Below are 22669 nucleotides of genomic sequence, written 5' to 3'. Positions count from 1 at the left end.
GATGGCCCAGGACAAAGAGGACGCAGGCAAGGCACCCACTTCCACCCGCACGATGTGGAAGGGGGCCATCAGCTTTGGACTGGTGCACATTCCCGTGGGGCTGTACTCGGCCACGGCGAGCTCGGGCATCGACTTCGACTGGCTCGACAAGCGCTCCATGGAGCCCGTGGGCTACAAGCGCGTGAACAAGGTCACGGGCAAGGAGATCGCCACGGCCGACATCGTCAAGGGCATCGAGTACGAGGACGGGCACTATGTAGTGCTCACGCCCGAAGAGATCGCTGCCGCCTTCCCCAAGGTCACGCAGACCATCGAGATCGAGACCTTTCTCGATGCCGACGAGATTCCCTTCGTCTACCTGGAGCGGCCCTACTACACGGCCCCGCTCAAGCGCGGCGAGAAGGTCTATGCGCTGCTGCGCGAGGCCCTGCGCCAAAGCAACAAGGTGGGCGTGGCCAAGGTGGTCATCCAGTCCAAGCAGCACCTGGCGGTGCTGATCCCCTGTGGGCGCGCGCTGGTGCTGAACCTGCTGCGCTGGGGTGGCGAGATACGTTCGTTCGAGCAGCTGAACCTGCCTCCCCTCGACGCCAAGGCCGCCGGCATCAAGCCGGCCGAAATGGACATGGCGCTGCAACTCATCGAGGACATGACGCAGGCCTGGGATGCCGACAGCTTTCGCAATTCCTTCGCGCAGGAGATCCACAAGCTCGTGGAGACCAAGGTGGCTTCGGGCGAGACCGCGGCCGTGGTCAAGGTCGACAGTGGCAAGGAAACCGCCCCGGCCGGCGCCGACGTGCTGGACCTGACCGCGCTGCTCAAGCGCAGCCTGGAGGGCAAGGGCGGCAAGGCAGCCGCAGTACAGCCCAAAGCCAAGGGCAAACCGGCATCGGTCACGCCCTTGCCCGCAGCAAAAAAGACTGCGGCGAAGAAGCTGCCCGCAAAAAAGGCCACCCTCACCAAAAACCCAGCGAAGAAGGCGCCCGCCAAGAAGACCCCGGCGCGCCGGGCGGCCTGAGGTATGGCGAAAGATATGGCGAAAGACCAGGCCATGGCCGACTCCCTCGCGCTGTACAAGCAAAAGCGCAACTTTGCCATCACGCCCGAGCCAGCCGATGGCGGGGCGCCGGGTGGGGAGGCGCTGCAGTACGTGATCCAGAAGCACTGGGCCAGCCGCCTGCACTACGACCTGCGCCTGGAGCTCGACGGCAGCATGAAGAGCTGGGCCGTGCCCAAGGGCCCGAGCCTGGACCCGTCGGACAAGCGCATGGCCGTGCAGGTGGAAGACCACCCCATCTCGTACAACACGTTCGAGGGCCAGATACCCCCCAAGCAGTACGGCGCCGGCAAGGTCATCGTCTGGGACCGGGGCTACTGGGTGCCCGTGGGCGATGCGGCCGAGGGCTACCGCAAGGGCAAGCTCAAGTTCGAACTGCATGGCCACAAGCTCAAGGGCCACTGGACGCTGGTGCGCATGCACGGCAAGGGTGGCAAAAGCGATGAACGGCAGCCCCCGTGGCTGCTGATCAAGGAGCACGACGATTTCGAGCGGTCGGCTGCAGAGTTCAGTGTGGTGGAGGAAATGCCCGACAGCGTGGCCTCGCTGGCGCCCCTGGCACCGCCCCGGCCCGCAGGCATTGCGCGTGGTGCCGTGGTGCAGGCCAAAGCCGCCAAGCTGGCCAAGGTGCCGCTGCCCGACACCCTGGCGCCGCAGCTGGCCACGCTGGTGGACAAGCCGCCAGCGGACACCACGGACTGGCTTTGGGAGCTCAAGTTCGACGGCTACCGCCTGCTGGCACGCGTGCACAACCGCTCGGTGCGCCTGTTCACGCGCAACGGTAACGACTGGACGCACCGCATGCCCCAACTGGTCAAGGCCATCGGCGAGCTGCCGATGCAGTCCGGCTGGCTCGACGGCGAGGTGGTGGCCCTGGACGCACACGGCACGCCCGACTTCCAGGCCCTGCAGAACGCCTTTGACGCCAGCGTGGCCAAGGACCTGGTGTACTACGCGTTCGACCTGCCCTATGCCGATGGGCACGACCTGCGTGGCCTGCCCGTGGTGGAGCGCCGCGAAATGCTGCGCGCCCTGGTGGCGCAGGGGGCCAACGACCGCGTGCGCTTCAGCGAAAGCTTCGAGGCCAAACCTTCCGACCTCGTGTCTTCGGCCTGCCACCTGGGCTTCGAGGGCGTGATCGGCAAGCGCAAGTCGGCGGCCTATGCCTCCCGGCGCAATGCCGACTGGATCAAGCTCAAGTGCAGCCACCGCCAGGAGTTCGTGGTCTGCGGCTACACCGACCCGCAGGGCTCGCGCACCGGCATCGGCTCGCTGCTGCTCGGCGTGCATGGCGACGATGGTGCGCTGCGCTACGCGGGCAATGTGGGCACGGGTTTCACCGAACGCACGCTGCAGGAGCTGCACACCAGGCTCACCGCGCTGACCACCGCCAAGAGCCCGTTCCCCGACGGCACTGCCGTCGGCAGAAAGGCCCACTGGGTCAAGCCGCGCCTGATTGCCGAGGTGTCGTTTGCCGAGTGGACCAAGGAAGGGCGCATCCGGCACTCCGTATTCCACGGCCTGCGCGCGGACAAGCCGGCGCGGGCCATCGTGCAGGAGAAGCCGCAGGCCATGGAAGCCATCGACAAAAAGAAGAAACCGGCCCGCAAGGCTGGTGTGGCCAAGGCTTCCGAGGCACTGCCCGACTCGCTGCGCATCTCGCATCCCGACCGTGTAATCGACCCCTCCACCGGTATCACCAAGATCGAACTGGTGCGCTACTACGCCACCGTGGCCCCGCTGATGATGGAGCACCTCAAGGGCCGGCCCGTCTCGCTGGTTCGCGCGCCCGATGGCGTGGGCGGCGAGCTGTTCTTCCAGAAGCACCTGGACAAGGGGGCCATGGACGGCGTCACGCTGCTCGACCCCGCGCTCGACGCAGGCCATGCGCCGCTGCTCGAAGTGGCCAAACCCGAGGGCCTGCTGTCGGCCGCGCAGATGAACGTGCTGGAGTTCCACACCTGGAACGCGCGCAAGGACCGCATCGAACGGCCCGACCGCATGACCTTCGACCTCGACCCGGGCGATGGCGTGCCGTGGGACAACGTGCTGGAGGCGGCCCAACTGGTGCAGGTGATGCTGCAGGAGCTGCACCTGCCGGCCTTCCTCAAGACCAGCGGTGGCAAGGGCCTGCATGTGGTCGTGCCGCTCAAGCGGCTGCAGGGCTGGGACGCGGTCAAGGGCTTCTCGCAGGCCGTGGTGCAGCACCTGGCTGACACCATCCCGGCGCGCTTCGTCGCCAAGAGCGGCCCGCGCAACCGGGTGGGCAAGATCTTTGTGGACTACCTGCGCAACGGGCGCGGGGCCACCACGGTGAGTGCCTGGTCCGCGCGCTCACGCGAGGGCATGGGCATCTCGGTGCCGGTGTCCTGGTCCGAACTGGGCCAGCTCACCAGCGGCGCGCACTGGACAGTGCGTACGGTGGGCGAGCGCCTGCGCCAGGGCAATGCCCCCTGGGACGGCTATGCGGCGGCGGCCGTGTCCCTGTCGGGTGCGATGCGCCTGCTGGCGTATGTGCCCAAGGATGCGGCCAGGAATTGACGGTACTTACACCAGTTTTTCATTAACCAAAGAAGAAGACGCAATGATCAAGATCGGCATCGTGGATGACCACAAAATTGTTCGTGCAGGCCTGCGCCAGTTCCTGGCCGACCATGTGGATCTGCGGGTGGAGGGCGAAGCCTCCAACGGGCGCGAGGCCATCGACCTCATTCGCGAGCATGACATCGACGTGCTGGTGATGGACCTGGCCATGCCCGGGCAGAGCGGTCTCGACGCCATGTCCATGCTGCGCGCCAAGGCGCCGGACATGGGCATCCTCATCCTCAGCGGCTACCCCGAGGAGCACTACGCCATCAACCTCATCCGCCAGGGGGCGAGCGGCTACCTCAACAAGGATTGCAAGCCCGCCGACATTGTCGAGGCGATCCGCGTCATCGCGCTGGGCAAGCGCTACCTCACGCCCACCGTGGCCGAGCTGCTGGCCCAGCAGCTCAACCGCCCGGGCGAGCGGCCCCCGCACGAGCACCTGTCGGAGCGCGAGTTCCAGGTGTTCCTCAAGCTGGCCCAGGGCGCCAACGTCGGCGACATCGCCGAAGACCTGTCGCTGAGCGTAAAGACCGTGAGCACCTACCGCACCCGCCTGATGGAAAAGCTGCACCTCGACTCCAACAGCGACCTGACCTACTACGCGCTCAAGAACAACCTGATCCAGTAGGCTGGAGCGCGTAAGACAGCGCCGACCCGAGCTTGGGGCGAAGTGCTGCACGGCGCCAGAGCCCGTGACGGCACCATGGAGGCCAGCCTTATCGGAGCCCTCCATGCCCAGCAGATCGCCATCGAACTCGCCCATTCGCCCCCCTTCGTACGCACTGCTGGCGCTGGAGCCCTTGCGCGCCGGATGGGAGTTTGCGCAGCACCAGGTGATGCGCGAAGCCGCCTTGCCCCAGGGTGATCGGCATGCCGTCGTCGTGTTTCCCGGTCTGGCCACCAATGGGCTGGTGACGCGGCCCCTGCGTTCGTTCTGCGAGCGCCTGGGTTACCGCTGTTTCGACTGGGGGCAGGGGCTCAATACCGGCCCCAAGGGTGAGATCGATGCCTGGCTCGACACGCTGGCGCAGGACGTGCAAGCGCGAACCGCCGGCCATGCCGCGCCCATCAGCCTGATTGGCTGGAGCCTGGGTGGCATCTATGCGCGCGAAGTGGCCAAGCGCCTGCGCTCACGCGTGCGCCAGGTAATCACCATCGGGACGCCGGTTGCGGGCGCCGCCGAACACACCAACGTGGGACTGGTGTACCGCCTGCTCAATGGCAGCACGCCCCCAGCCGACTCCAAAATGATTGGAAAGCTGCGCACGGCCCCGCCAGTGCCTACCACGTCAATCTACAGCAGGACCGATGGCGTGGTCGCCTGGCAGGCATGCAGAGACATGAAGCGAGCCGGACGCGCCGAATCCATCGAAATCGAGGGCAGCCATTGCGGCATGCCCTGGAACCCAGCCGTGCTGAGGGTGGTGGCGGACCGCTTGGCCCAGCCATTGCATGCATGGCGCCCCTACGCACACAGCGGCGCCGGCTCGCAGGGCATGCGAGCGTCTGCCGCCCCATGCTGACGCCCGCAGGGGTGGCCCACAGCCCTGCACATCCGAGCGACACCGCCGTTGCACCCCTGATGATCGGCACCGCGGGCTGGGGCCTGCCGCGTGCCAGTCAGCACCGGTTTGCCTCGGCAGGCCCTGCTGGCTCCCATCTGGAGCGCTATGCACAGCACCTGCCGGCTGTCGAGATCAACTCGTCGTTCTACCGGTCGCACCAGCGCAGCACGTACGAACGCTGGGCTGCAGCCACACCGCCCGCGTTCCGCTTTTGCGCCAAACTGCCGCGCAGCATCACGCACACGGCGCGCCTGAAGGACACCGAGCCCTTGCTGCAGGCCTTTCTGGACCAGGTGGAGGGCCTGGGTACCCGCCTGGGCTGCCTGCTGGTCCAGCTGCCGCCCAGCCTGTCGCTCGACATTGCGGTGGCCGATGCGTTCCTGGGCAGCCTGCGGCGCCGGCATGCCGGGGGCGGCATTGCCGTCGAACCGCGCCATGCCAGCTGGTTCACGGCCGAAGGGGATGCACTGCTGGCCCACTGGCGGGTCGCCCGCGTACTGGCCGACCCGGTGCTGCACGACCGTGGGCGGGCACCCGGCGGCTGGCCCGGGCTGGTCTATTGCCGGCTGCACGGCTCGCCCCGCGTGTACTACTCGGCCTACGACGCCGCGCTGATCAACGCCCTGGCGTTGCGGCTGCAGACAGCAGCGCGCGAGGCGTGCAGCGTGTGGTGCATCTTCGACAACACGGCGCGCGGCGCCGCGACGGACAACGCACTCGATCTGCACGGGGCGGTGCGGGGCTGAATCCAGTTTGGCTGGCGAGGGACAGCGGGGCTAGATCATTTGGGTTATGGATTTCGGTGGCCGCTTCATTCAGCATCCATGCGTCGCCGCCGATCTGGGGCTGATCCGGCAGGCACGCATGGACAACGTATGGGGATGGCCGCTCAACGGCGGAACAAAGAGGAATGAAGATGGGATTTTTCACTCGGTTGCTCAGGGTCCGTGAGCGAGTCCGATCCAGCCCTGAAGCAGCCTGGGACCCGGAGGACAACGCCAGCGAACTCGTGCTGGACGACGAGGTTGCCGACCACTTCACCCTGGAGATGGACATCGACGCATACATCGCCATCCACGAGCGCTGGCGCACCCGCCTGGAGGACATGGTCCATGGCCGCACGTCCGAGGTGATGCGGCCGGAGCTGATCTGCCAGGACCATCGGTGTGACCTGGGCCGCTGGCTGTTTGGAACCGGACACGCGCGTTACGGGCAGCACACGGTTTTTGCCATGCTCGTGGCCCGGCACCAATACTTTCATCAGCAGGCGGCTGCCGTGGTCACCTTGTTCCAGGCGGGCGAGCAGCAGCAGTCGCTCAGGGTGCTGGGCAGCAGTTGCCGCCACGCGTCCAACCAGGTGGTGCTGCTGTTGAAGGAACTCAAAGGTGCCGCCGTGCGCTGAGCCAGGCCAGGCAATTCGGGACCGAAGGGTGCAGGGCGCAGGTGCTGGCCGAGCAGCACCGCAAGATGGTCCGCCGGTCCCCGTTAGGATAACCCCCCGATGCCCCCGATTTCCCCGGCCTCGCGCCGTGCCCCGATGCCTCCTGTCTCCCCTGACCAAGCTTCTACATCCCCGCCCCGTGGCATGGTCCGCGTGCGCGGCGCCCGCGAGCACAACCTGAAAGATGTGGACGTGGACATCCCGCGCGATGCGCTGGTGGTGTTCACCGGCGTCTCGGGGTCGGGCAAGTCGTCCCTGGCCTTCGGCACGCTGTTCGCCGAGGCCCAGCGGCGCTACCTCGAATCGGTGGCGCCCTATGCGCGGCGCCTCATCGTGCAGGCCGGCGTGCCTCAGGTGGACAGCATCGACGGGCTGCCGCCCGCCGTGGCACTGCAGCAGCAGCGCGGTACGCCCAGCACGCGTTCTTCGGTGGGCAGCGTCACGGCGATATCGAGCCCGCTGCGCATGCTGTACTCGCGCGCCGGCCGCTACCCCGCCGGCCAGCCCATGCTGTATGCCGAGGACTTTTCGCCCAACACCCCGCAGGGCGCCTGCCCGCACTGCCATGGCCAGGGCAGGGTGTACGAGGTGACGGAGCAATCGATGGTGCCCGACGATTCGCTGACCATCCGCGAGCGCGCGGTGGCCGCCTGGCCCCTGGCATGGCAGGGGCAGAACCTGCGCGACATCCTCACCACCCTGGGCCACGACGTGGACGTGCCCTGGCGCAAGCTGCCCAAAAAGCTGCGCGACTGGATCCTCTTCACCGACGAGCAACCCACCGTGCCGGTGTACGCGGGTTTCAGCATCGACGAGGTGAAGGATGCGATGAAACGCAAGCTCACCCCGAGCTACATGGGCACCTTCACCGGTGCGCGGCGCCACGTGCTGCACACCTTCACCCACAGCCAGAGCGCGCTGATGAAAAAGCGCGTGGCCCAGTACATGGTGGGTACGCTGTGCCCGGTGTGCCAGGGCAAGCGGCTTAAGAGCGAGGCGCTGTCGGTCACCTTTTCGGGGCGCGACATCGGCAGCCTGTCGCAACTGCCGCTCACGGCGCTGGCCGAACTGCTGCGGCCTGCAGCCGAAGGGCGGCTGGGGGAGGGCGACCCCACGCCCGATGCGCCCGCAGGCCGCACCAGAAGCAGGCGCCCTGCGGCCCACGCCGCCGCGCCCGATGTGCACCGCACGCACTGGCTGTCCGAAGAAAAGGTGATTGCCGCCCAGCGCCTGGCCAGCGACCTGCGCAAGCGCGTGCTGGCCCTGATCGACCTGGGCCTGGGCTATCTCTCGCTCGACCGCAGCACGCCCACGCTCTCGCCTGGCGAGTTGCAGCGCCTGCGCCTGGCCTCGCAGCTCTCGTCACAGCTGTTTGGCGTGGTGTATGTGCTCGACGAGCCCTCGGCCGGCCTGCACCCTGCGGACGGCGAGGCGCTGCTGGCCGCGTTGCAGGGCCTCAAGGCCGCGGGCAACTCGATATTCGTGGTGGAACACGACGTGGCCACCATGCGCCGCGCCGACTGGCTGGTGGATGTGGGGCCGGCGGCAGGCGAGCACGGCGGCGAGGTGCTCTACAGCGGCCCGCCGGCCGGCCTGGCCCAGGTGGAGCGGTCGCAGACGCGGCACTACCTGTTCGGCGATGCGGCCCGTAGCGTAGTGCAGCGCACGCCGCGCCAGGCCCAGGGCTGGCTGCGGCTGGAAGGCATCACGCGCAACAATCTGCACGGACTCGATGCTGCGTTTCCGCTGGCCTGCATGGCAGCGGTGACCGGTGTCTCGGGCTCGGGCAAGTCCAGCCTGGTGAGCCAGGCCCTGCTGGAACTGGTCTCGGCCCACCTGGGGCGCCCGGTGGTGGCGGACGAGGAGGACACGGCCGGCGCCATGCCCGACGATGGCGAGGCGCCGGCGGGCAATGCGTCGCCACTGGCCCTCCCGGTGGCAGGGCGCATCGTGGCCGGCAGCGAGCACATCCGGCGCCTGGTGCAGGTGGACCAGAAACCCATTGGCCGCACGCCGCGCTCCAACCTGGCCACCTACACGGGCTTGTTCGACGGCGTGCGCAAGCTCTTTGCCGCCACGCCAGCCGCGCGCAAGCGGCGCTACGACGCGGGGCGCTTCTCGTTCAACGTGGCCAAGGGCCGCTGCGCCACCTGCGAGGGCGAGGGCTTCGTGAGCGTGGAGCTGCTGTTCATGCCCAGCGTGTACGCGCCATGCCCCGCCTGCCACGGCGCGCGCTACAACGCGGCCACCCTGGAGATTGCCTGGAACGGCCTGTCCATCGCTGACGTGCTGGGCCTCACGGTGGATGCCGCCTGCGACGCCTTTGCCGGCGAACCCCAGGTGCTGCGCCCCCTGGCGGTTCTGCGCGACATCGGCCTGGGCTACCTGCGCCTGGGCCAGCCCGCCACCGAGCTGAGCGGCGGCGAGGCCCAGCGCATCAAGCTGGCCACCGAGCTGCAGCGGCCCACCCAGCGCGGCGGCACACTCTACGTTCTGGACGAGCCCACCACCGGCCTGCACCCGGCCGACGTGGACCGCCTGCTTGCCCAGCTCGATGGTCTGGTGGCCGCAGGCAACACGGTGGTGGTGGTCGAGCACGAGATGCGCGTGGTGGCGGCCTGCGACTGGGTGATCGACATCGGGCCCGGCGCGGGCGAGGCGGGCGGGCGCATTGTGGCACAGGGCACCCCGGCCACCGTGGCAGCGGCGAAGGGTAGCCGCACGGCGCCTTATCTGGCCCTGGCCCTCGGCGTGGGCTGATCAAGGGAGCCGTGTCGCGCCCTTGCCACGCTCCTGCAAGTTGGTGGCGCCTGCATGCCAGCGCGGGCAATTCCCCACAAATTCGTTGATACTTTGAGGGGGCGACCAAGCCCAATCGACCCCCGAACAACAACTGGCAGCCAATCCTGGCAACAACGACATGGGAACCACCGGTGGCGCGTGAAGACAACCAGTCCAGAGCCCGGGCCTCGGTGAAGTGGCTTCGGCTGCTGGTCCTGCTGAGCGTGGCCGTGCCCTTGTTCATCTACCTGGTGTTCGGGGCTGTGGGCTACGTAGATGCACGCGAGGAGGCCGAGCTGCGCGTGAGCCGCTCGCTCAGGGTGGCGCATGAGCATGCGGCCAAGGTGATGGCCGCGTCCGAGGCGCTGCAGGATCGGGTGCTGGCCATGGTCAGCGGCAGGAGCCCGCAGGAGCTGCGCATCCATGCCACCGACCTGCATGCGGCCATGCTCGCCCGGGTCAAGGACCAGCCGCAGATCCAGTCCATCTGGGTCATCGATGCCGAGGGCAAGCCCATCGCCAGCAGCCGGTTTGCGCAGGTACCGGTGTTCGAGGTGTCCGACCGCGATTACTTTCAGTTCCACCGCCTGCAGCCGCCGGGGCAGCGCTACCTCTCGGCGCCTCTGGTCGCCCGGACCACGCAGGAGAAGATCATCGACATCAGCATCGGCTTCGAGGACCACAATGGCCAGTTCGGGGGTGTCGTCAACGTCAGCCTGCTCGCCGGGTACTTCCAGGACTTCTACAGCGACCTGGTGGCCGACGAGCCCGGCCTGGCGGTGAACCTGTTTCGCGAAGACGGCGCCATCTACACGCGCTGGCCCCTCGTCGCCAATGCACCCGACCGGCTGGCACCGAGCAGCCCGGTGATGGAACGCCTGCTCAAGGGCGAAGTGGCTGCCCAGATGCGCGGCATTTCGTCGGTGGATCGGCAGGACCGGATCATCGCCTACCGCAAGGTGGGCAGCTACCCCCTGTTCGTGGGCACGGGCATGAACCTGACCGCGCTGCGCAACGAAGTGCTGCGCCAGCTGGGCGCCCTGTTCGCACTGGGCGCGCTACCGGTGGCTGCGCTGTTCTTTGCCGCGCGCATGGCGCTGCGCAATGCGCGTACCGCGCTCTCGACCATGGAAAGCCTGGAAAAGGAGATCGTCACCCGCCGCCGCGCCGAAGAGGCCCTGCTGCAGGCGCAAAAGCTCGAGGCCCTGGGCCGGCTCACGGGCGGCGTGGCTCATGATTTCAACAACGCGCTGATGGTCATCAGCAACAACCTGCACCTGCTCAAGCGCACGGTGCCCGACGCGGGTACCCGCCAGCTCGACTCCATCGCCCGGGCCGTCAAGTCGGCCACCAACCTCACGCGCCAGTTGCTGGCCTTCTCGCGCCGCCAGCCCCTGGTGGCCGAGCATGTCGTGCTGCAGGACAAACTGCCCTCCATCCAGGACCTGATCGCCCCCGTGCTGGGCAGCCAGGTGCAGTTGCAGGTGCGGGTGGACCCCGCCACCGCCCCCGTGGTGCTGGACCTGGCGGAACTGGAGCTGGCGCTGCTCAACCTCTCCATCAACGCGCGGGACGCCATGCCCAAGGGCGGCACCCTCGAGATCCATGCGCGCAACGCCAGCGAGAGCGAAGCGGGCCAGGGTATGCCCGCCATGGTGCTCGTCGAGGTGGCCGATACGGGCACGGGCATCCCGCCGGAGCTGCTCAGCAAGGTGTTCGAGCCTTTCTTCACCACCAAGCCCGTGGGCGAGGGCACGGGCCTGGGGCTCAGCCAGGTGTATGGCATGTGCCAGCGCATGGGCGGGCGGGCCGAGATTGCCAGCGAAGAGGGGGTCGGCACGCGCATCCGCCTGTACTTTCCGAGCACGGAGCCGCAGGCGGCGAGCGAGGAAGCGGGCCCCGCTCCGTCGCTGGCCCCGCTGGGCAAGACCCTGCTGGTGGTGGAAGACAACGACGAGGTCGCGGCCTCCCTGGTGCCCATCCTCGAATCGCAGGGCTGCCGCGTGACGCGGGTGGACCGTGCGGCCAAGGCGCGTGTGCTGCTGGAGCAGGGCGAACGGCCCGACCTGGTGCTGTCGGACGTGGTGATGCCCGGCGAGATCGACGGCGTGGCCCTGGCCACGCACATCCGCGCCACATGGCCCGCGCAGAAGCTGCTTTTGATGACCGGCTACGCCGAGCAGCTCGACCACATCCACCACCTGGGCTTCGAGGTCCTGCCCAAGCCCTGCACGCCGCAGATGCTGCATGCGGCGATCGCGCGCATCACCCAGTAAGCGGTATCCCCTGCGAATTCGCATTCAGTCGAGAACCAGGGGAGGGCGACCCAACGACGTGCCACGTTGGAAGGCATAGCCGTATCACGCGTCGCTGTCGTCCTCGCGGTGCTGGTCCAGGTAGTCGAGCAGCGCGCGTACCGCAGGCATCATGCCGCGGCGGCTGGTGAACACGGCCAGCACGTCGGCCCGGGGTGACGTCCACTGCGGCAGCACTTGCACCAGCCGCCCCTCGCGGATGTCGGCCTGGCAGATCCGGCGCGGCAGCAGCGCGATGCCCATGCCGGCGCGGGCCGCCTCGCGCAGGGAGAACATGTCGTCGCTCACCAGGCGCGGCGTGTGCCGCAGCTCCAGGGCGCGCCCGGCGCTGGCCAGGCTCCAGGTGTAGCGGTCCCCCTTGCCGGCCCACGACAGGGTGGGCAGGTGCGCGATGTCCTCGGGTTCGGCGGGCTGCGCCACGGCGTCGAGAAAGCCGCTGCTGGCCACCAGCAAGTCGGTCGACTCGCCGAGCTTGCGCACCACCTGGTCCGAGTCGGGCAGGGGCGGGCGGCGCACGCGGATCACCACGTCCATGCGCTCCTCGATGGGGTCGATGCGCCGGTTGGTGGCCGCCACATGCAGGCGCACCTGGGGGAAGGTCTGCATGAAGCCGGGGATGATGGGCGTGAGCCACACCTGCGCCAGCGTGATGGGGCAGCTGATGCGCACTTCGCCCTGCGGCGTGGCCGAGGCCTGGCGCGCCAGCTCGTGGGTGGACTCGGCCAGCTCCACCAGCGTGCGGCAGCGTTCGTAGACGCTCTGGCCCGCGCTGGTCAGCGTGATGCGCCTTGGTGAGCGCTGCAGCAGGCGCACGCCCACGCGCTCTTCCAGCGCGGCCATGCGCCGGCTCAGGCGCGACTTGGGCACGCCCAGGCGCCGCCCGGCCTCGCTGAAGCCGCCGTGCTCCACGATCTTGGCGAAAAACATCAGGTCGTTCAGGTCTTCCATGGCGTGCCTTTGGGGGACGATGATCCCCGCCATTGTCGTTCTACTAGAAGAACGATGCGTTGCACCAGACCCCATTGAGTGGAACGAAGCCCGCGCCCATCATCGGGCTTCCATCGCTTGTGCAAAGAAAACCATGACCACCATCAACGTCCTCCACCTGGATTCGAGCCTTACCGGCGCGGCCTCCGTTTCGCGCCTGCTCAGCCGCGAAACGGTGGATGCCTGGCGCGCGACCGACCCGGCCGTGCGCGTCACCTACCGCGACCTGGCGGTGACCGTGCCACCCCAGCTCACGCCCGAGACGGTGGCGGCGCTGCGCCTGCGCAGCGAACCGGCCAGCGCCCAGGGCAAGGCCGAGCTCCTGCACATCAACACGCTGCTCGATGAGTTCCTGGCGGCCGATGCCATCGTGATCGGTGCGCCCATGTACAACTTCGGCGTGCCCACCCAGCTCAAGGCCTGGATCGACGCGCTGGCCCAGGCCGGCCGTACCTTCGAATACACGCCGCAAGGTCCACGTGGCCTGGCCGGTGGCAAGCGCGTGGTCATCGCCTCCTCGCGCGGCAACATCTACAGCACGCCGCAGATGCAGGACAAGGACTTCCAGGAGCGCTACCTGGTGGCCGCACTGCAGTTCATGGGCATCACGCAATTCGACGTGGTGCGTGCCGAGGGCGTGAACCGCGGCCCCGAGGTGTGCGACGCCGCGCTTGCTTCGGCCCGCGCCGCCATCGCCCAGCTGTTCACAGCGCAGAACACGGCGCATGAGACGGTGGCAACATGAAGCTCGCCAGTTTCTCCATCGATGGCCGCGCCAGCTACGGCGTGGTCAACGGCAGCACGCTGGCCGACGTGGGCGCCATTGCCGGCGCTCCCCATGACCTGATGGCGCTGATCGCGCTGGGCCAGCCAGGGCTCGACTGGGTTTGCGCCACCGCCGCCAGCGCGCCCCGCCTGGACCTGGCCGCCGTGCGGCTGCTGGCCCCCATCCCCGCGCCGCGCAAGTACCTGGGCCTGGGCGGCAACTATCCCTCGCACCTGGAAGAGGCGCGCAAGATCAACCTGGTGCGCAACCCCGGCCAGGCCTGGTTCAACAAGCAGGTGACCTGCGTGAACGGACCCTACGACCCCGTGCACTTGCCGCGCGTATCGCACGAGTTCGACTACGAAGGCGAACTGGGCGTGGTGATCGGACGGCGCTGCAGCCACGTGCGCCGCGAGGACGCCATGGACATGGTGGCCGGCTTCGTGGTGGCCAATGACCTGAGCGTGCGCGACTGGCAGATGCGCGCGCCCACGCACACGCTGGGCAAGTCCTTCGACACGCACGGCCCCTTCGGCCCCTGGATCGTGACCCGCGACGAGCTGCCCGACCCGCACGCCCTGCGCCTGCGCACCTGGGTCAACGGCGAGCTGCGCCAGGACGGCAACACCCGCGAGATGACTCACCGCGTGGAAGACATGCTCGTGGAGCTGACCACCGCCTTCACGCTGGAGCCCGGTGACGTGCTCACCACCGGCAGCCCGGCCGGCGTGGGCGGCCTGATGGACCCGCCGCGCTACCTGCAGGTGGGCGACGTGGTGCGCGTGGAGATCGAGGGCATAGGCGCCATCGAGAACCGCGTCATCGCGGAACCCTAGGGCAACGCAAAAACAAGTCCTTCGCGCGCCCGACATAACAAAAGGAGACTATTTCCATGCAAGCCCGCACCCTGCCGGATGCCGCCGCGCATCCCATCCGCCCCGCCAAGCTCGCCCACGTGGTGCTGCGCGTCACCGACCTGCCGCGCGCGCGCGCCTGGTACCTCACGGTGCTGCAGGGCTGGCCCGCGTTCGAGAACGAGATGCTGTGCTTTCTGACCTACGACGACGAGCACCACCGCATCGGCCTGATCGGCCGGCCCGAACTCACGCAGGCCAACGACGGCGCGGGCGGGCTGGAGCACCTGGCCTTCACCTACCCGACGCTGGATGCCCTGCTGGCCACCTTCCGCCGGCTCAAGACCGCGGGCATCCTGCCGTACTGGACCATCAACCACGGCCCCACGGTGTCCCTGTACTACAAGGACCCCGACGGCAACCGGGTGGAGCTGCAGTACGACGTGTTCACGGCCAACGCGGACCTCGATGCGTTTTTCGCCTCGGGCGCCTACGAGGAGAACTTCATGGGCATCCTGTTCGATCCCGAGGCGCTGATCGCGCGCTACGAGGCCGGAGAGCCGCTGGCCGCGCTCACCGCACGCCCGCAGTTGCCTGCGGGCAAGACCCCCTGGGACATGCACATCCCCTGAAGTACCCGCCTGCACAGCCACCCCATCAATAATCAATATTCGGAGACAAGACATGGATGATGCATTCGACAGGCCAACCCCATTCGGCGGCCGCAGGGCTGCACTGGGCGCATTGACCGCAGCCGCCCTGGCCAGCGTTCTGCCCGCCAGGGCCCAGGGCAAATGGCCGGACGGGCCCATCCGCCTGGTCACGCCCACGCCGCCCGGCGTGGGCATCGACCCCATGGCGCGCCTGTACGCCGAGCACCTTGGCCGGCTGATCAAAGCGCCGGTCGTGGTGGAGAACCGGCCCGGCGCGGGCGGCATGCTGGGCACCGACGTGGTGGCCAAATCCCCGCCCAACGGGCAGACCCTGCTGATGACGGTGGGGGCCACCTTCACCACCACGCCCTTTTTGTTCCCCAAGCTGCCGTACAACCCGCAGAAGGACCTGGTGCCCATCGCGCAGCTGTATGGCGGCGGCTCGTTCCTGCTGGCGCGCCCGGGGTTTGCAGCCGGCTCGGTCAAGGAACTCATTGCACAGGCAAAGGCCAAGCCCCGCACGCTCAACTACGCCTCGCACGGCCCAGGCAGCACTTCGCACATGTTCACCGAGCAGATGCAGAACGTGGCGGGCATCGAGCTGCAGCATGTGCCCTACAAGGGCAGCTTCATCACCGACCTGCTGGCGGGCGTGGTGGACATCGGCTTCGAGCCACCGAGCTCGGCCATCCCGCACATGCGCGCTGGCAAGGTGCGGGTGCTGGCCTATACCGGGCCCGCGCGCAGCAAGATCGCGCCCGAGGTGCCTACACTGGCCGAGACCCTGCCGGGTCTGGAATTCAGCACCTGGGTGGGCGTGTGGGGGCCGGCCGGCATGCCCGATGCGCTGGTGGCGCGCCTGCACGGCCTGTTCCGCACGGTCACGGCCGAGCCGGCGCTGGCCCGGATGCTCTACGACGCCAGCAGCGAACCCATCGCCACGCCGCAATCCCAGATCGCCGCGGTCATTGACCGCGAGGCGCAGGCGACGGTGCAGTTGATCAAGAGCAACCATATCCGGCTCGATTGAGCCGGGCCCGCTGGCTTTCACAGATCAATCCCTGGTCGGTTGTAAAGCGAGGGCCGACCCGTAAAGTCCTGCCTTCTTCGTGAGTTGTGCGCTGAATTGAGCTACCAAGCCGAAGGCTCGCAGTATCGCAACAGTTGTGCTCGAATTTCTGTGGCAGACGCGGTTAGATCCACGGTCGCAAAACGGATTTCATGTCCTTGTATGAGCACAGTCTCATCCACGCAATCACCGATCGACGGGTGCAGTAGCAAGCCGCTGGAACGGTCTGCAAGAGGGTCGCCGCTTGCCGCCTGGGACCTCAGATAGGCGTATATCTGGTACACATAGCCACTGCGCAGTGTCTCATCTCGGTACCAGCCAGCGGTGACAATCGATGTGAACTTGGTATCGATGACCACTCGCCGGCCCGACGGGGGGTGGCTGAGCACGATGTCGGTCTTCATGCTCGGCAAAATGGCGGCGATGCGCGGTGTCTGTTGTTCGATCTGCCAGTCGAGCATACCTCCGCACTGCACATGCCATCCCTGCGGCCGAAGTACGACCCCATAGAAGCCTCCTGCTGCCTTTTCAAACAACTTGCGTACCCAGGTCGCTTCACGGTCGGGCAGCGCCAGAACGTGTCGGCCAGACGCCTCCGTTGGCAAGGCCAGATCCAGGGCTAGCTTTGCAGCAGCAACCATGAATCGGTCATCGGCATCGTTCCTTCCAAAACTCTCTGTGCCCATTTGAGCGCGTGTGGGGCATTCTCCAGAAATTCCCATGGCTTTCATCCCACCAGCAAGCAGCCTACACCGATGGGCCAGGCCCTTGCCTTGGACGATCCGGGCAATGCGTTCCAATGCGGAGCGGACTAGGCGGTTGCGTGGCGTGTCCACGGTCAGCTCGCTGAACCGACATGCCACCAGGCCGCGGTCCAGTAACTGATGGCGCTCTGTGGCCAAAACATCAATGCGACCACGCACGCGATTGAGCGTAGCGTTACGCATCCGATAGCCTGGACTCAGTTGGCGGCGCTGTCTCGCCTCAACGGCCTGAACAAGAATTTTCCCAACCAGATCCGGAAGGTCGTCAGGGGCATCTTCAATCCCAACCTTTCCGATTCCGCCACATCGGAAAAGATCCGAGGCATAGAGCATCAGCAACCAAAGATTGCGCACCGGTATGCGTCCGATGTACCCATCTGCACCCTGCGGGCCGTTTGACAGTTGCTCCGCAGCGGAGCCCATCACCAGCCTTCCTTAAGACGCGCAATGGCCTGTCGAGCATCCTGGGGAGCGTCAAACCAGTACTCTTCCAGCAAAGGCCCAATCTCTGTATCTACAACCTGCTGAAACCATTTCTTTGTGCTGGCTGATCCCAATGGGTGCGCAGGTGTGACGTAGCTGTGGCCAATCCTGAACTGCGCTCCAAGCCGATCATCGTTGGCGATTCTTTCATTTAGATCAGCTATTCGGCGCTCTATGTCTGGCGCCAGTGCTGGATCCACACCGCATCGGGTAACGACCCATTCCCGCCATGCTCCGCCCAGCCTCGGTTCCAGGCTAACAAAAGAGAATCGGCGACGCAGCGCCAGATCGACCAACGCTAGCGATCGATCCGCGATGTTCATCGTACCAATGACATACAGGTTTTCAGGGATATGAACACGATTGCGTTTGCCTTGCGCATCGGGATAGCTCAGTTCCAATGCTTCACTGGGAGTTCGCTTGCCATCCTCCAACAAGGTCAGCAATTCTCCAAAAATCTGAGCGGGATTGCCACGGTTGATTTCTTCAATCACAAACACATGTTTTGATGACGGATCCTTGCTGGCGTCCTTGATCGCTTCCAGGAAAACCCCGTCTGTAGGCCGCAATTTTCCCTCGTCAGTAGGACGCCATCCTCTTACAAAATCTTCATAAGAAAGATTCGGATGGAATTGCACAGAACGGACCTTGCTGTCGTCTTTCTGCCCCATCAGAGCGAATCCCAGTCGTTTTGCCAGCCATGTCTTGCCGGTACCTGGGGGACCTTGCAGAATCAAATTCTTCTTCATTCGAAGCCGATCCAGCAGAAGGTCAACTTCTTCCCGTCGCAGGAAGCATCCTTCTTCGAGGATATTGTGAACGGTATAGGAGATGATCGGGGATGGCAGATGAATTGCTTCACTCACGCCCCCTTCGGTGCCCTGATCCAAAGCGACGTTGTCCTCCGCGACATTGCTTGGCGGCATGTTCTTTTCAACAGGATCCTTGTAGAGCCATGAGGCCTTAGACAAGTCCGGAAAGCTGTGGACTGGATAGTCGTCTTGGCTGAACCTGGAGCGCAGGTCATCCAGCAGCCTGAGATAGGCCGCGCCATCACTGGGACCTTGCTGGCCGCTGGCCGTGATATCGAGGCCCAGCCGCTGATGAATGTAGTGACGGGACTGACTGTCGAGAGTCAGGTACTCCCAGGGATGCGCCCAGTAAAGCCCTGTAGAGAGATTCCACGCAACTCCCCAAACAGCCGTTGCCGCGTCGTATGCCCTAATGAATGTGTCACGATTGCCTGAGCGGTCACCTTCAAGCATTTGGCTGGCAGCAACGAATATCTTCCACAAAGCGTCGATGTCGCCTGGTCCGCGTCTGGTGGCGTAGGCAAAAAACCAGGAACGCTGATTGTTGAGTACGGGAATACCCTCAAACGCACCAGGCACGGGGACCGTGACGCCTAGGAACTGAGCCAGTTCTCCCGCGATGGTCTTGCGGTTGGCATCCGTCATGGAACGATTGAAGATACCCATCGTGGTGAATGGGCAAATATCCTTCAAAGGGCCGCTGGTGCCGTCCGGGAACTTGTCCCTGAGGTAGCTCAGTCCAGGTACGCGAGCCGCTATGCGATGGATACCCTGAATCAGCGGTTTCCGATCCTCTGCATAGGCCAGCAATTTCTCCGCTATCGCTTCATAGAAGCTGGTCCACTGAAACCGTGGATGCGCTGGAGAAGTGGCTCCATAGCGCTCTTTCCAGAAAGGTTCATTGCGGAAACGGTCCAGATCCTGGGGAATGCCTTCAAAAGCAAAAGCGATCAGAGCGTCATTCGCCCATTCGCCCGGCATCACGCGCCAGATGGTTGATCGATAGGTGTAGAAATACCATTCGCGAGCAGGCTCCCCGGATTGCCAATGCACACGAACCCCTGCACCGTTGTGCGGATTGCTGAGCACGGTTCCGAGGGCTTTGATGCGCATAGCAGATACCGCATGGCCTCGGTTATCAAATGCCAAGCCATGCTTTTGCGTGTAGGTTGCCTTGATGGCAATTCGTTCGCCCGGTTGCATGGAGCGCACCAGCGCAGCCTCTTTGTCGTTTGGCTCTTTGAGTTCCCAAATACCTTCGTCCAGGAATCGCTGCGTCTGGTCGTCCTTGCCATCGAAACTGGCACCAACGAACCACGTCGCATCTGACACCCTGTTGTTCTGACTGTTCATATCCCTCCCTTTTGCCTGATTTTTAATGTTGGTGAGACCCTTGATCTTGCCAACGCTTCAACCGATCCATTATCGGTGCGCTATACGGCGCTTCCTCCTCTGAGCCCTCTCCATGGAGGCAACGATCCGTGGGCGTTGCTCGATCTTGTCGGCATTGGCTGACATGCTGCTGTGCAGCAATTTTCGACAATGGCGGCTCCACCCTTAGCGGAGAGCCGATGCCCGATACCCGAGCGCCCAGGCGCCATGCCTTAACGATGCGGGGCACCCACCCCGCGGCACCTGCATGGATGTGATGGACTGGTTCGACCCCACCTCCTGGACGCATACCGGCATTGTCGCCCTGGCAGCCGTGCTGGCGGCGGCCATCGTGCACCGCATCGCGGCCGTGGTGCTGCGGCGCGCCACGGGCCATGTGCCGGTGCTGCGCACGGTGTTCGAGGCCTGCGTGCCCGTGGTGCGCGTCCTGCTGCCGCTGATCGCGCTGCAGGTGGTGTGGCAGGCCGCCAGCGATGACCTGCGCCACATCGGCACGGTGCGGCATGTCAATGGCCTGGCCGCCATTGCCGGCACCTGCTGGCTGCTGATCGCTGCCATCGGCGGGCTGGCCGACGGGGTCATCGCCAAGCACCCGGCCGACGTGGAGGACAACCTCACCGCCCGCCGCATCGCCACCCAGGCACGCGTGCTCTCGCGCACGGCCATGACGGCGGTGGTGATGGCCGGCCTGGCGATGATGCTCATGACCTTTCCCGGCGCGCGCCAGGTGGGCGCGAGCCTGCTGGCGTCGGCCGGCGTGGTGGGCATCGTCGCGGGTATCGCTGCGCGGCCGGTGTTCAGCAACATGATCGCGGGCCTGCAGATCGCGCTGGCCCAGCCGTTTCGCATCGACGACGTGCTCATCATCGAGGGCGAGTGGGGCAGGGTGGAGGAGATCACCGGCACCTACGTGGTGCTCAAGATCTGGGACGAGCGGCGCCTGATCATCCCGCTGCAGTGGTTCATCGAGCACCCTTTCCAGAACTGGACGCGCACCAGCTCCGAGATTCTGGGTACCGTCTTCATCTACGCCGACTACGCGCTGCCGCTGGACCCGCTGCGCGAGGAGCTCAAGCGCGTGCTCGATGGTGCGCCAGAATGGGACCAGCGCGTGAGCGTGCTGCAGCTCACCGAGGCGACGGACCGCACCATCCAGATCCGCGTTCTGGTCTCGGCCCGCTCCTCGGGCCTGGCGTTCGACCTGCGCTGCCGCGTGCGCGAGGCGCTGGTGACCTTCATCCAGCGCGAGTACCCCGATTGCCTGCCGCAGGTGCGGGTGCCTGGCGGCGCTGCGGCCGGTGCGCTGTTGCAGCAGAAGTGATGTGTGCCATGGAGCGCCGGTTTCAGAGGCTGGGAGTTTTTTTTGGCCGTGTCCGAGGAGCGCGTCAACACGCCTCGGATCTAGGCGCAAAGCGCAGCCATGGCTCGGGCTATGGCGAGCATTTGCTTTCGACGAGCCGGGGTGTTTTGGCGTGCAAGGCGGGCATGGACGAAAGACTCTCAGGTCTTGCTGGCCGTCTTCGCCACCAGCGATTCACCAATCGCATAGAACTGCCCGCCGGCCACATAGTGCAGGCTGCGCCATTCGGGCCCGGCCGTCTCGAAGTGCCAGTGGCCTCCCGAAAACACGCGCGTATCGGCCCAGGCGCCCACCACCTCGCCGATGAAGAGGTCGTAGGCCTGCTGGTTGTGCGGCTCGGGGATGAGCCGGCAGGCCAGCCAGGCCGAGCAACCTGCGACGAAGGGCAGGTCGTGCCCTTCGATGCCGAACAGCTCCACGCCGTGGTGGCGCAGCTTGTCCTTGTCCTGGTGCAGGCTGGTGTTGCCCACGTCGTGCGTGAGCTGCATCTGCGCGGCTGTGGGCACCTGGATCACGAAATGGCCGCTGTGCTCGACCAGCGCGCGCGTGCGCGTGGCCTTGTCGATCACTACCGTGAGCTTGGGCGGCGCAAAGTCGAGCGCGCAGGCCCAGGCGGCGGACATCACGTTGTCCACCCCGGCGTGGCGGGCTGACACCAGCACCGTGGGGCCGTGGTTCAGAAGGCGGTAGGCCTTGGTCAGATCGACCGGGGCCAGATGGCTGTTCATGGGATTCCTTGGGGGGTTGCAGGTGCGCTGGCGCAGCGAATCTTCCAGCGATGATAGGTGCGCTTTAATCCCTTGACTTGGAGTGCACTCCAACTTTTAGGATCGGTCCCATGGCATCCCATCTCACCATCTCCGAGGTCGCCGAGCGCACCGGACTGACCGCACACACCCTGCGCTACTACGAGCGCGCAGGGCTGATCGCGCCCGTCCACCGCGCACCCGGCGGCCAGCGCCGCTATGCGGCGTCGGACATGGAGTGGATCGGATTCCTGCTGCGCCTGCGCGAGACCCGCATGCCCATCGGGCAGATGCAGGCCTTCGCCAGGCTTCGCGGCGAAGGGAATGCAACCGTGCCAGAACGCCGCCAGTTGCTGGAGCAGCACCTGGCAGACGTGCTGGCGATGATCGAGTCCATGCAGCGCTCCGCCGGGGCGCTGCAGGACAAGATCGCCCACTACCGGGCCTTGGAGACGCGTTCCCTTGCAGCCGTACCCCCGCCACCTGAAAGGAAACCCCGTGCTTCAAGCCTTCCCCAAACATCCCGCCCCCGACCGCTACCAGCAGGGCCTGGCCAAACTGCGCGAAATCGACGGTGAGGCCGGCGAGCGGGTGATCGACAGCCTGGCCAGCATTGCGCCGGACTTTGCGCGCTACCTGATCGAGTTCCCGTTCGGCGACATCTACTCGCGCCCCGGCCTGGATCTGCGCAGCCGCGAGATCGCCGTGGTTGCGGCACTCACCGCCATGGGCAATGCCGCGCCGCAGCTCAAGGTGCACCTGCAAGCGGCGCTGAACGTGGGCGTCACGCGCGAGGAGATCGTCGAGGTCATCATGCAGATGGCCGTCTACGCGGGCTTCCCGGCGGCGCTCAACGGCCTGGCCGCGGCGCGCGAGGTGTTTGCCGCGCAGGAATTGGAGGGCGTGTCTGCGTGAGGGAAAGGTGAGTTGGTGCACGTCATGGCAGGTTGCTGGATCGCCCGCAGCGGCTGCAGCTGCAGCCCGATAGCAAAAAGCGGCTCTATCCTGCATTTCTTCGTGTGGCAATAAATTAATTGC

Annotated in this window: 19 protein-coding genes; 15 read left to right on the top strand and 4 right to left on the bottom strand. The window is 66.0% G+C overall.

Going from position 1 to position 22669, the window contains the following annotated elements; translation table 11 throughout:
* Position 1 precedes the first annotated feature (1 nt).
* The 8 genes from ACSQ9E_RS13120 (at position 2) to ACSQ9E_RS13085 (ending at position 11706) form a co-directional block, all read left to right on the top strand.
* Complete coding sequence (locus ACSQ9E_RS13120) at positions 2–1015, top strand: Ku protein (RefSeq protein ID WP_436218024.1); 1014 nt, start codon at positions 2–4, stop codon at positions 1013–1015.
* Positions 1016–1030: 15 nt separating this feature from the next.
* The gene (ligD, locus tag ACSQ9E_RS13115) at positions 1031–3595 is read left to right on the top strand and encodes a DNA ligase D (protein WP_436218023.1); all 2565 of its coding nucleotides are present in this window, start codon (positions 1031–1033) and stop codon (positions 3593–3595) included.
* Between the two features lie 43 nt (positions 3596–3638).
* Positions 3639–4271: a response regulator gene (locus ACSQ9E_RS13110; protein WP_057202890.1), complete on the top strand. Its 633-nt coding sequence runs from the start codon at positions 3639–3641 to the stop codon at positions 4269–4271.
* Positions 4272–4374: 103 nt separating this feature from the next.
* On the top strand, positions 4375–5166 hold the full coding sequence (locus tag ACSQ9E_RS13105; RefSeq protein ID WP_436218022.1) for an esterase/lipase family protein: 792 nt from the start codon (positions 4375–4377) through the stop codon (positions 5164–5166).
* Positions 5160–5954: a DUF72 domain-containing protein gene (locus ACSQ9E_RS13100; RefSeq protein WP_428000884.1), complete on the top strand. Its 795-nt coding sequence runs from the start codon at positions 5160–5162 to the stop codon at positions 5952–5954. Before ACSQ9E_RS13105 ends, ACSQ9E_RS13100 begins: the two co-directional genes overlap by 7 nt.
* 170 nt (positions 5955–6124) lie before the next feature.
* Entirely contained in the window at positions 6125–6610 is a 486-nt protein-coding gene (locus tag ACSQ9E_RS13095) for a CZB domain-containing protein (protein WP_057202887.1), read from the top strand.
* 135 nt (positions 6611–6745) lie between these two features.
* Positions 6746–9409: an excinuclease ABC subunit A gene (locus tag ACSQ9E_RS13090; protein WP_436220216.1), complete on the top strand. Its 2664-nt coding sequence runs from the start codon at positions 6746–6748 to the stop codon at positions 9407–9409.
* A gap of 173 nt (positions 9410–9582) precedes the next feature.
* Positions 9583–11706, top strand: a complete 2124-nt coding sequence (locus tag ACSQ9E_RS13085; protein WP_436218021.1) for an ATP-binding protein — start codon at positions 9583–9585, stop codon at positions 11704–11706.
* 84 nt (positions 11707–11790) lie between these two features.
* Here the strand turns inward: ACSQ9E_RS13085 and ACSQ9E_RS13080 are convergent, their stop codons facing one another.
* On the bottom strand, positions 11791–12693 hold the full coding sequence (locus ACSQ9E_RS13080) for a LysR family transcriptional regulator (RefSeq protein ID WP_436218020.1): 903 nt from the start codon (positions 12691–12693) through the stop codon (positions 11791–11793).
* A 142-nt stretch (positions 12694–12835) separates the two neighbouring features.
* Here ACSQ9E_RS13080 and ACSQ9E_RS13075 point away from each other — a divergent pair, with 142 nt between their 5' ends.
* Genes ACSQ9E_RS13075 through ACSQ9E_RS13060 form a run of 4 tightly spaced genes read left to right on the top strand, consistent with a single transcriptional unit; the run spans position 12836 to position 16035 of the window.
* Positions 12836–13477, top strand: coding sequence for an FMN-dependent NADH-azoreductase (locus tag ACSQ9E_RS13075; protein ID WP_436220215.1), 642 nt, complete (start codon positions 12836–12838; stop codon positions 13475–13477).
* Positions 13474–14334, top strand: a complete 861-nt coding sequence (locus tag ACSQ9E_RS13070) for a fumarylacetoacetate hydrolase family protein (protein ID WP_436218019.1) — start codon at positions 13474–13476, stop codon at positions 14332–14334. Before ACSQ9E_RS13075 ends, ACSQ9E_RS13070 begins: the two co-directional genes overlap by 4 nt.
* Before the next feature lie 56 nt (positions 14335–14390).
* On the top strand, positions 14391–14984 hold the full coding sequence (locus ACSQ9E_RS13065; RefSeq protein WP_436218018.1) for a VOC family protein: 594 nt from the start codon (positions 14391–14393) through the stop codon (positions 14982–14984).
* Positions 14985–15036: 52 nt separating this feature from the next.
* The gene (locus ACSQ9E_RS13060) at positions 15037–16035 is read left to right on the top strand and encodes a Bug family tripartite tricarboxylate transporter substrate binding protein (RefSeq protein WP_436218017.1); all 999 of its coding nucleotides are present in this window, start codon (positions 15037–15039) and stop codon (positions 16033–16035) included.
* Between the two features lie 101 nt (positions 16036–16136).
* Here the strand turns inward: ACSQ9E_RS13060 and mcrC are convergent, their stop codons facing one another.
* Both mcrC and ACSQ9E_RS13050 read right to left on the bottom strand, forming a co-directional pair.
* Entirely contained in the window at positions 16137–17261 is a 1125-nt protein-coding gene (gene mcrC / locus ACSQ9E_RS13055) for a 5-methylcytosine-specific restriction endonuclease system specificity protein McrC (RefSeq protein WP_436218016.1), read from the bottom strand.
* Positions 17261–19486, bottom strand: a complete 2226-nt coding sequence (locus tag ACSQ9E_RS13050) for an McrB family protein (RefSeq protein ID WP_436218015.1) — start codon at positions 19484–19486, stop codon at positions 17261–17263. The genes mcrC and ACSQ9E_RS13050 overlap by 1 nt, the downstream gene beginning before the upstream one ends.
* 286 nt (positions 19487–19772) lie before the next feature.
* On the opposite strand from ACSQ9E_RS13050, the gene ACSQ9E_RS13045 reads away from it, so the two are divergent.
* Complete coding sequence (locus tag ACSQ9E_RS13045) at positions 19773–20846, top strand: mechanosensitive ion channel family protein (protein ID WP_436218014.1); 1074 nt, start codon at positions 19773–19775, stop codon at positions 20844–20846.
* 179 nt (positions 20847–21025) lie between these two features.
* Here the strand turns inward: ACSQ9E_RS13045 and ACSQ9E_RS13040 are convergent, their stop codons facing one another.
* Positions 21026–21613, bottom strand: a complete 588-nt coding sequence (locus tag ACSQ9E_RS13040) for a flavin reductase family protein (protein ID WP_436218013.1) — start codon at positions 21611–21613, stop codon at positions 21026–21028.
* Positions 21614–21723: 110 nt separating this feature from the next.
* On the opposite strand from ACSQ9E_RS13040, the gene ACSQ9E_RS13035 reads away from it, so the two are divergent.
* Together ACSQ9E_RS13035 and ACSQ9E_RS13030 are read left to right on the top strand one after the other, a co-directional pair.
* Positions 21724–22209: a MerR family transcriptional regulator gene (locus tag ACSQ9E_RS13035; RefSeq protein ID WP_436218012.1), complete on the top strand. Its 486-nt coding sequence runs from the start codon at positions 21724–21726 to the stop codon at positions 22207–22209.
* On the top strand, positions 22130–22546 hold the full coding sequence (locus ACSQ9E_RS13030; RefSeq protein WP_436218011.1) for a carboxymuconolactone decarboxylase family protein: 417 nt from the start codon (positions 22130–22132) through the stop codon (positions 22544–22546). Before ACSQ9E_RS13035 ends, ACSQ9E_RS13030 begins: the two co-directional genes overlap by 80 nt.
* Positions 22547–22669 lie beyond the last annotated feature (123 nt).

The organism is Acidovorax sp. LjRoot118 (assembly GCF_964253575.1).
Lineage (GTDB): Bacteria > Pseudomonadota > Gammaproteobacteria > Burkholderiales > Burkholderiaceae_C > Acidovorax.
This window is presented reverse-complemented; position numbering and strand designations above follow the sequence as displayed.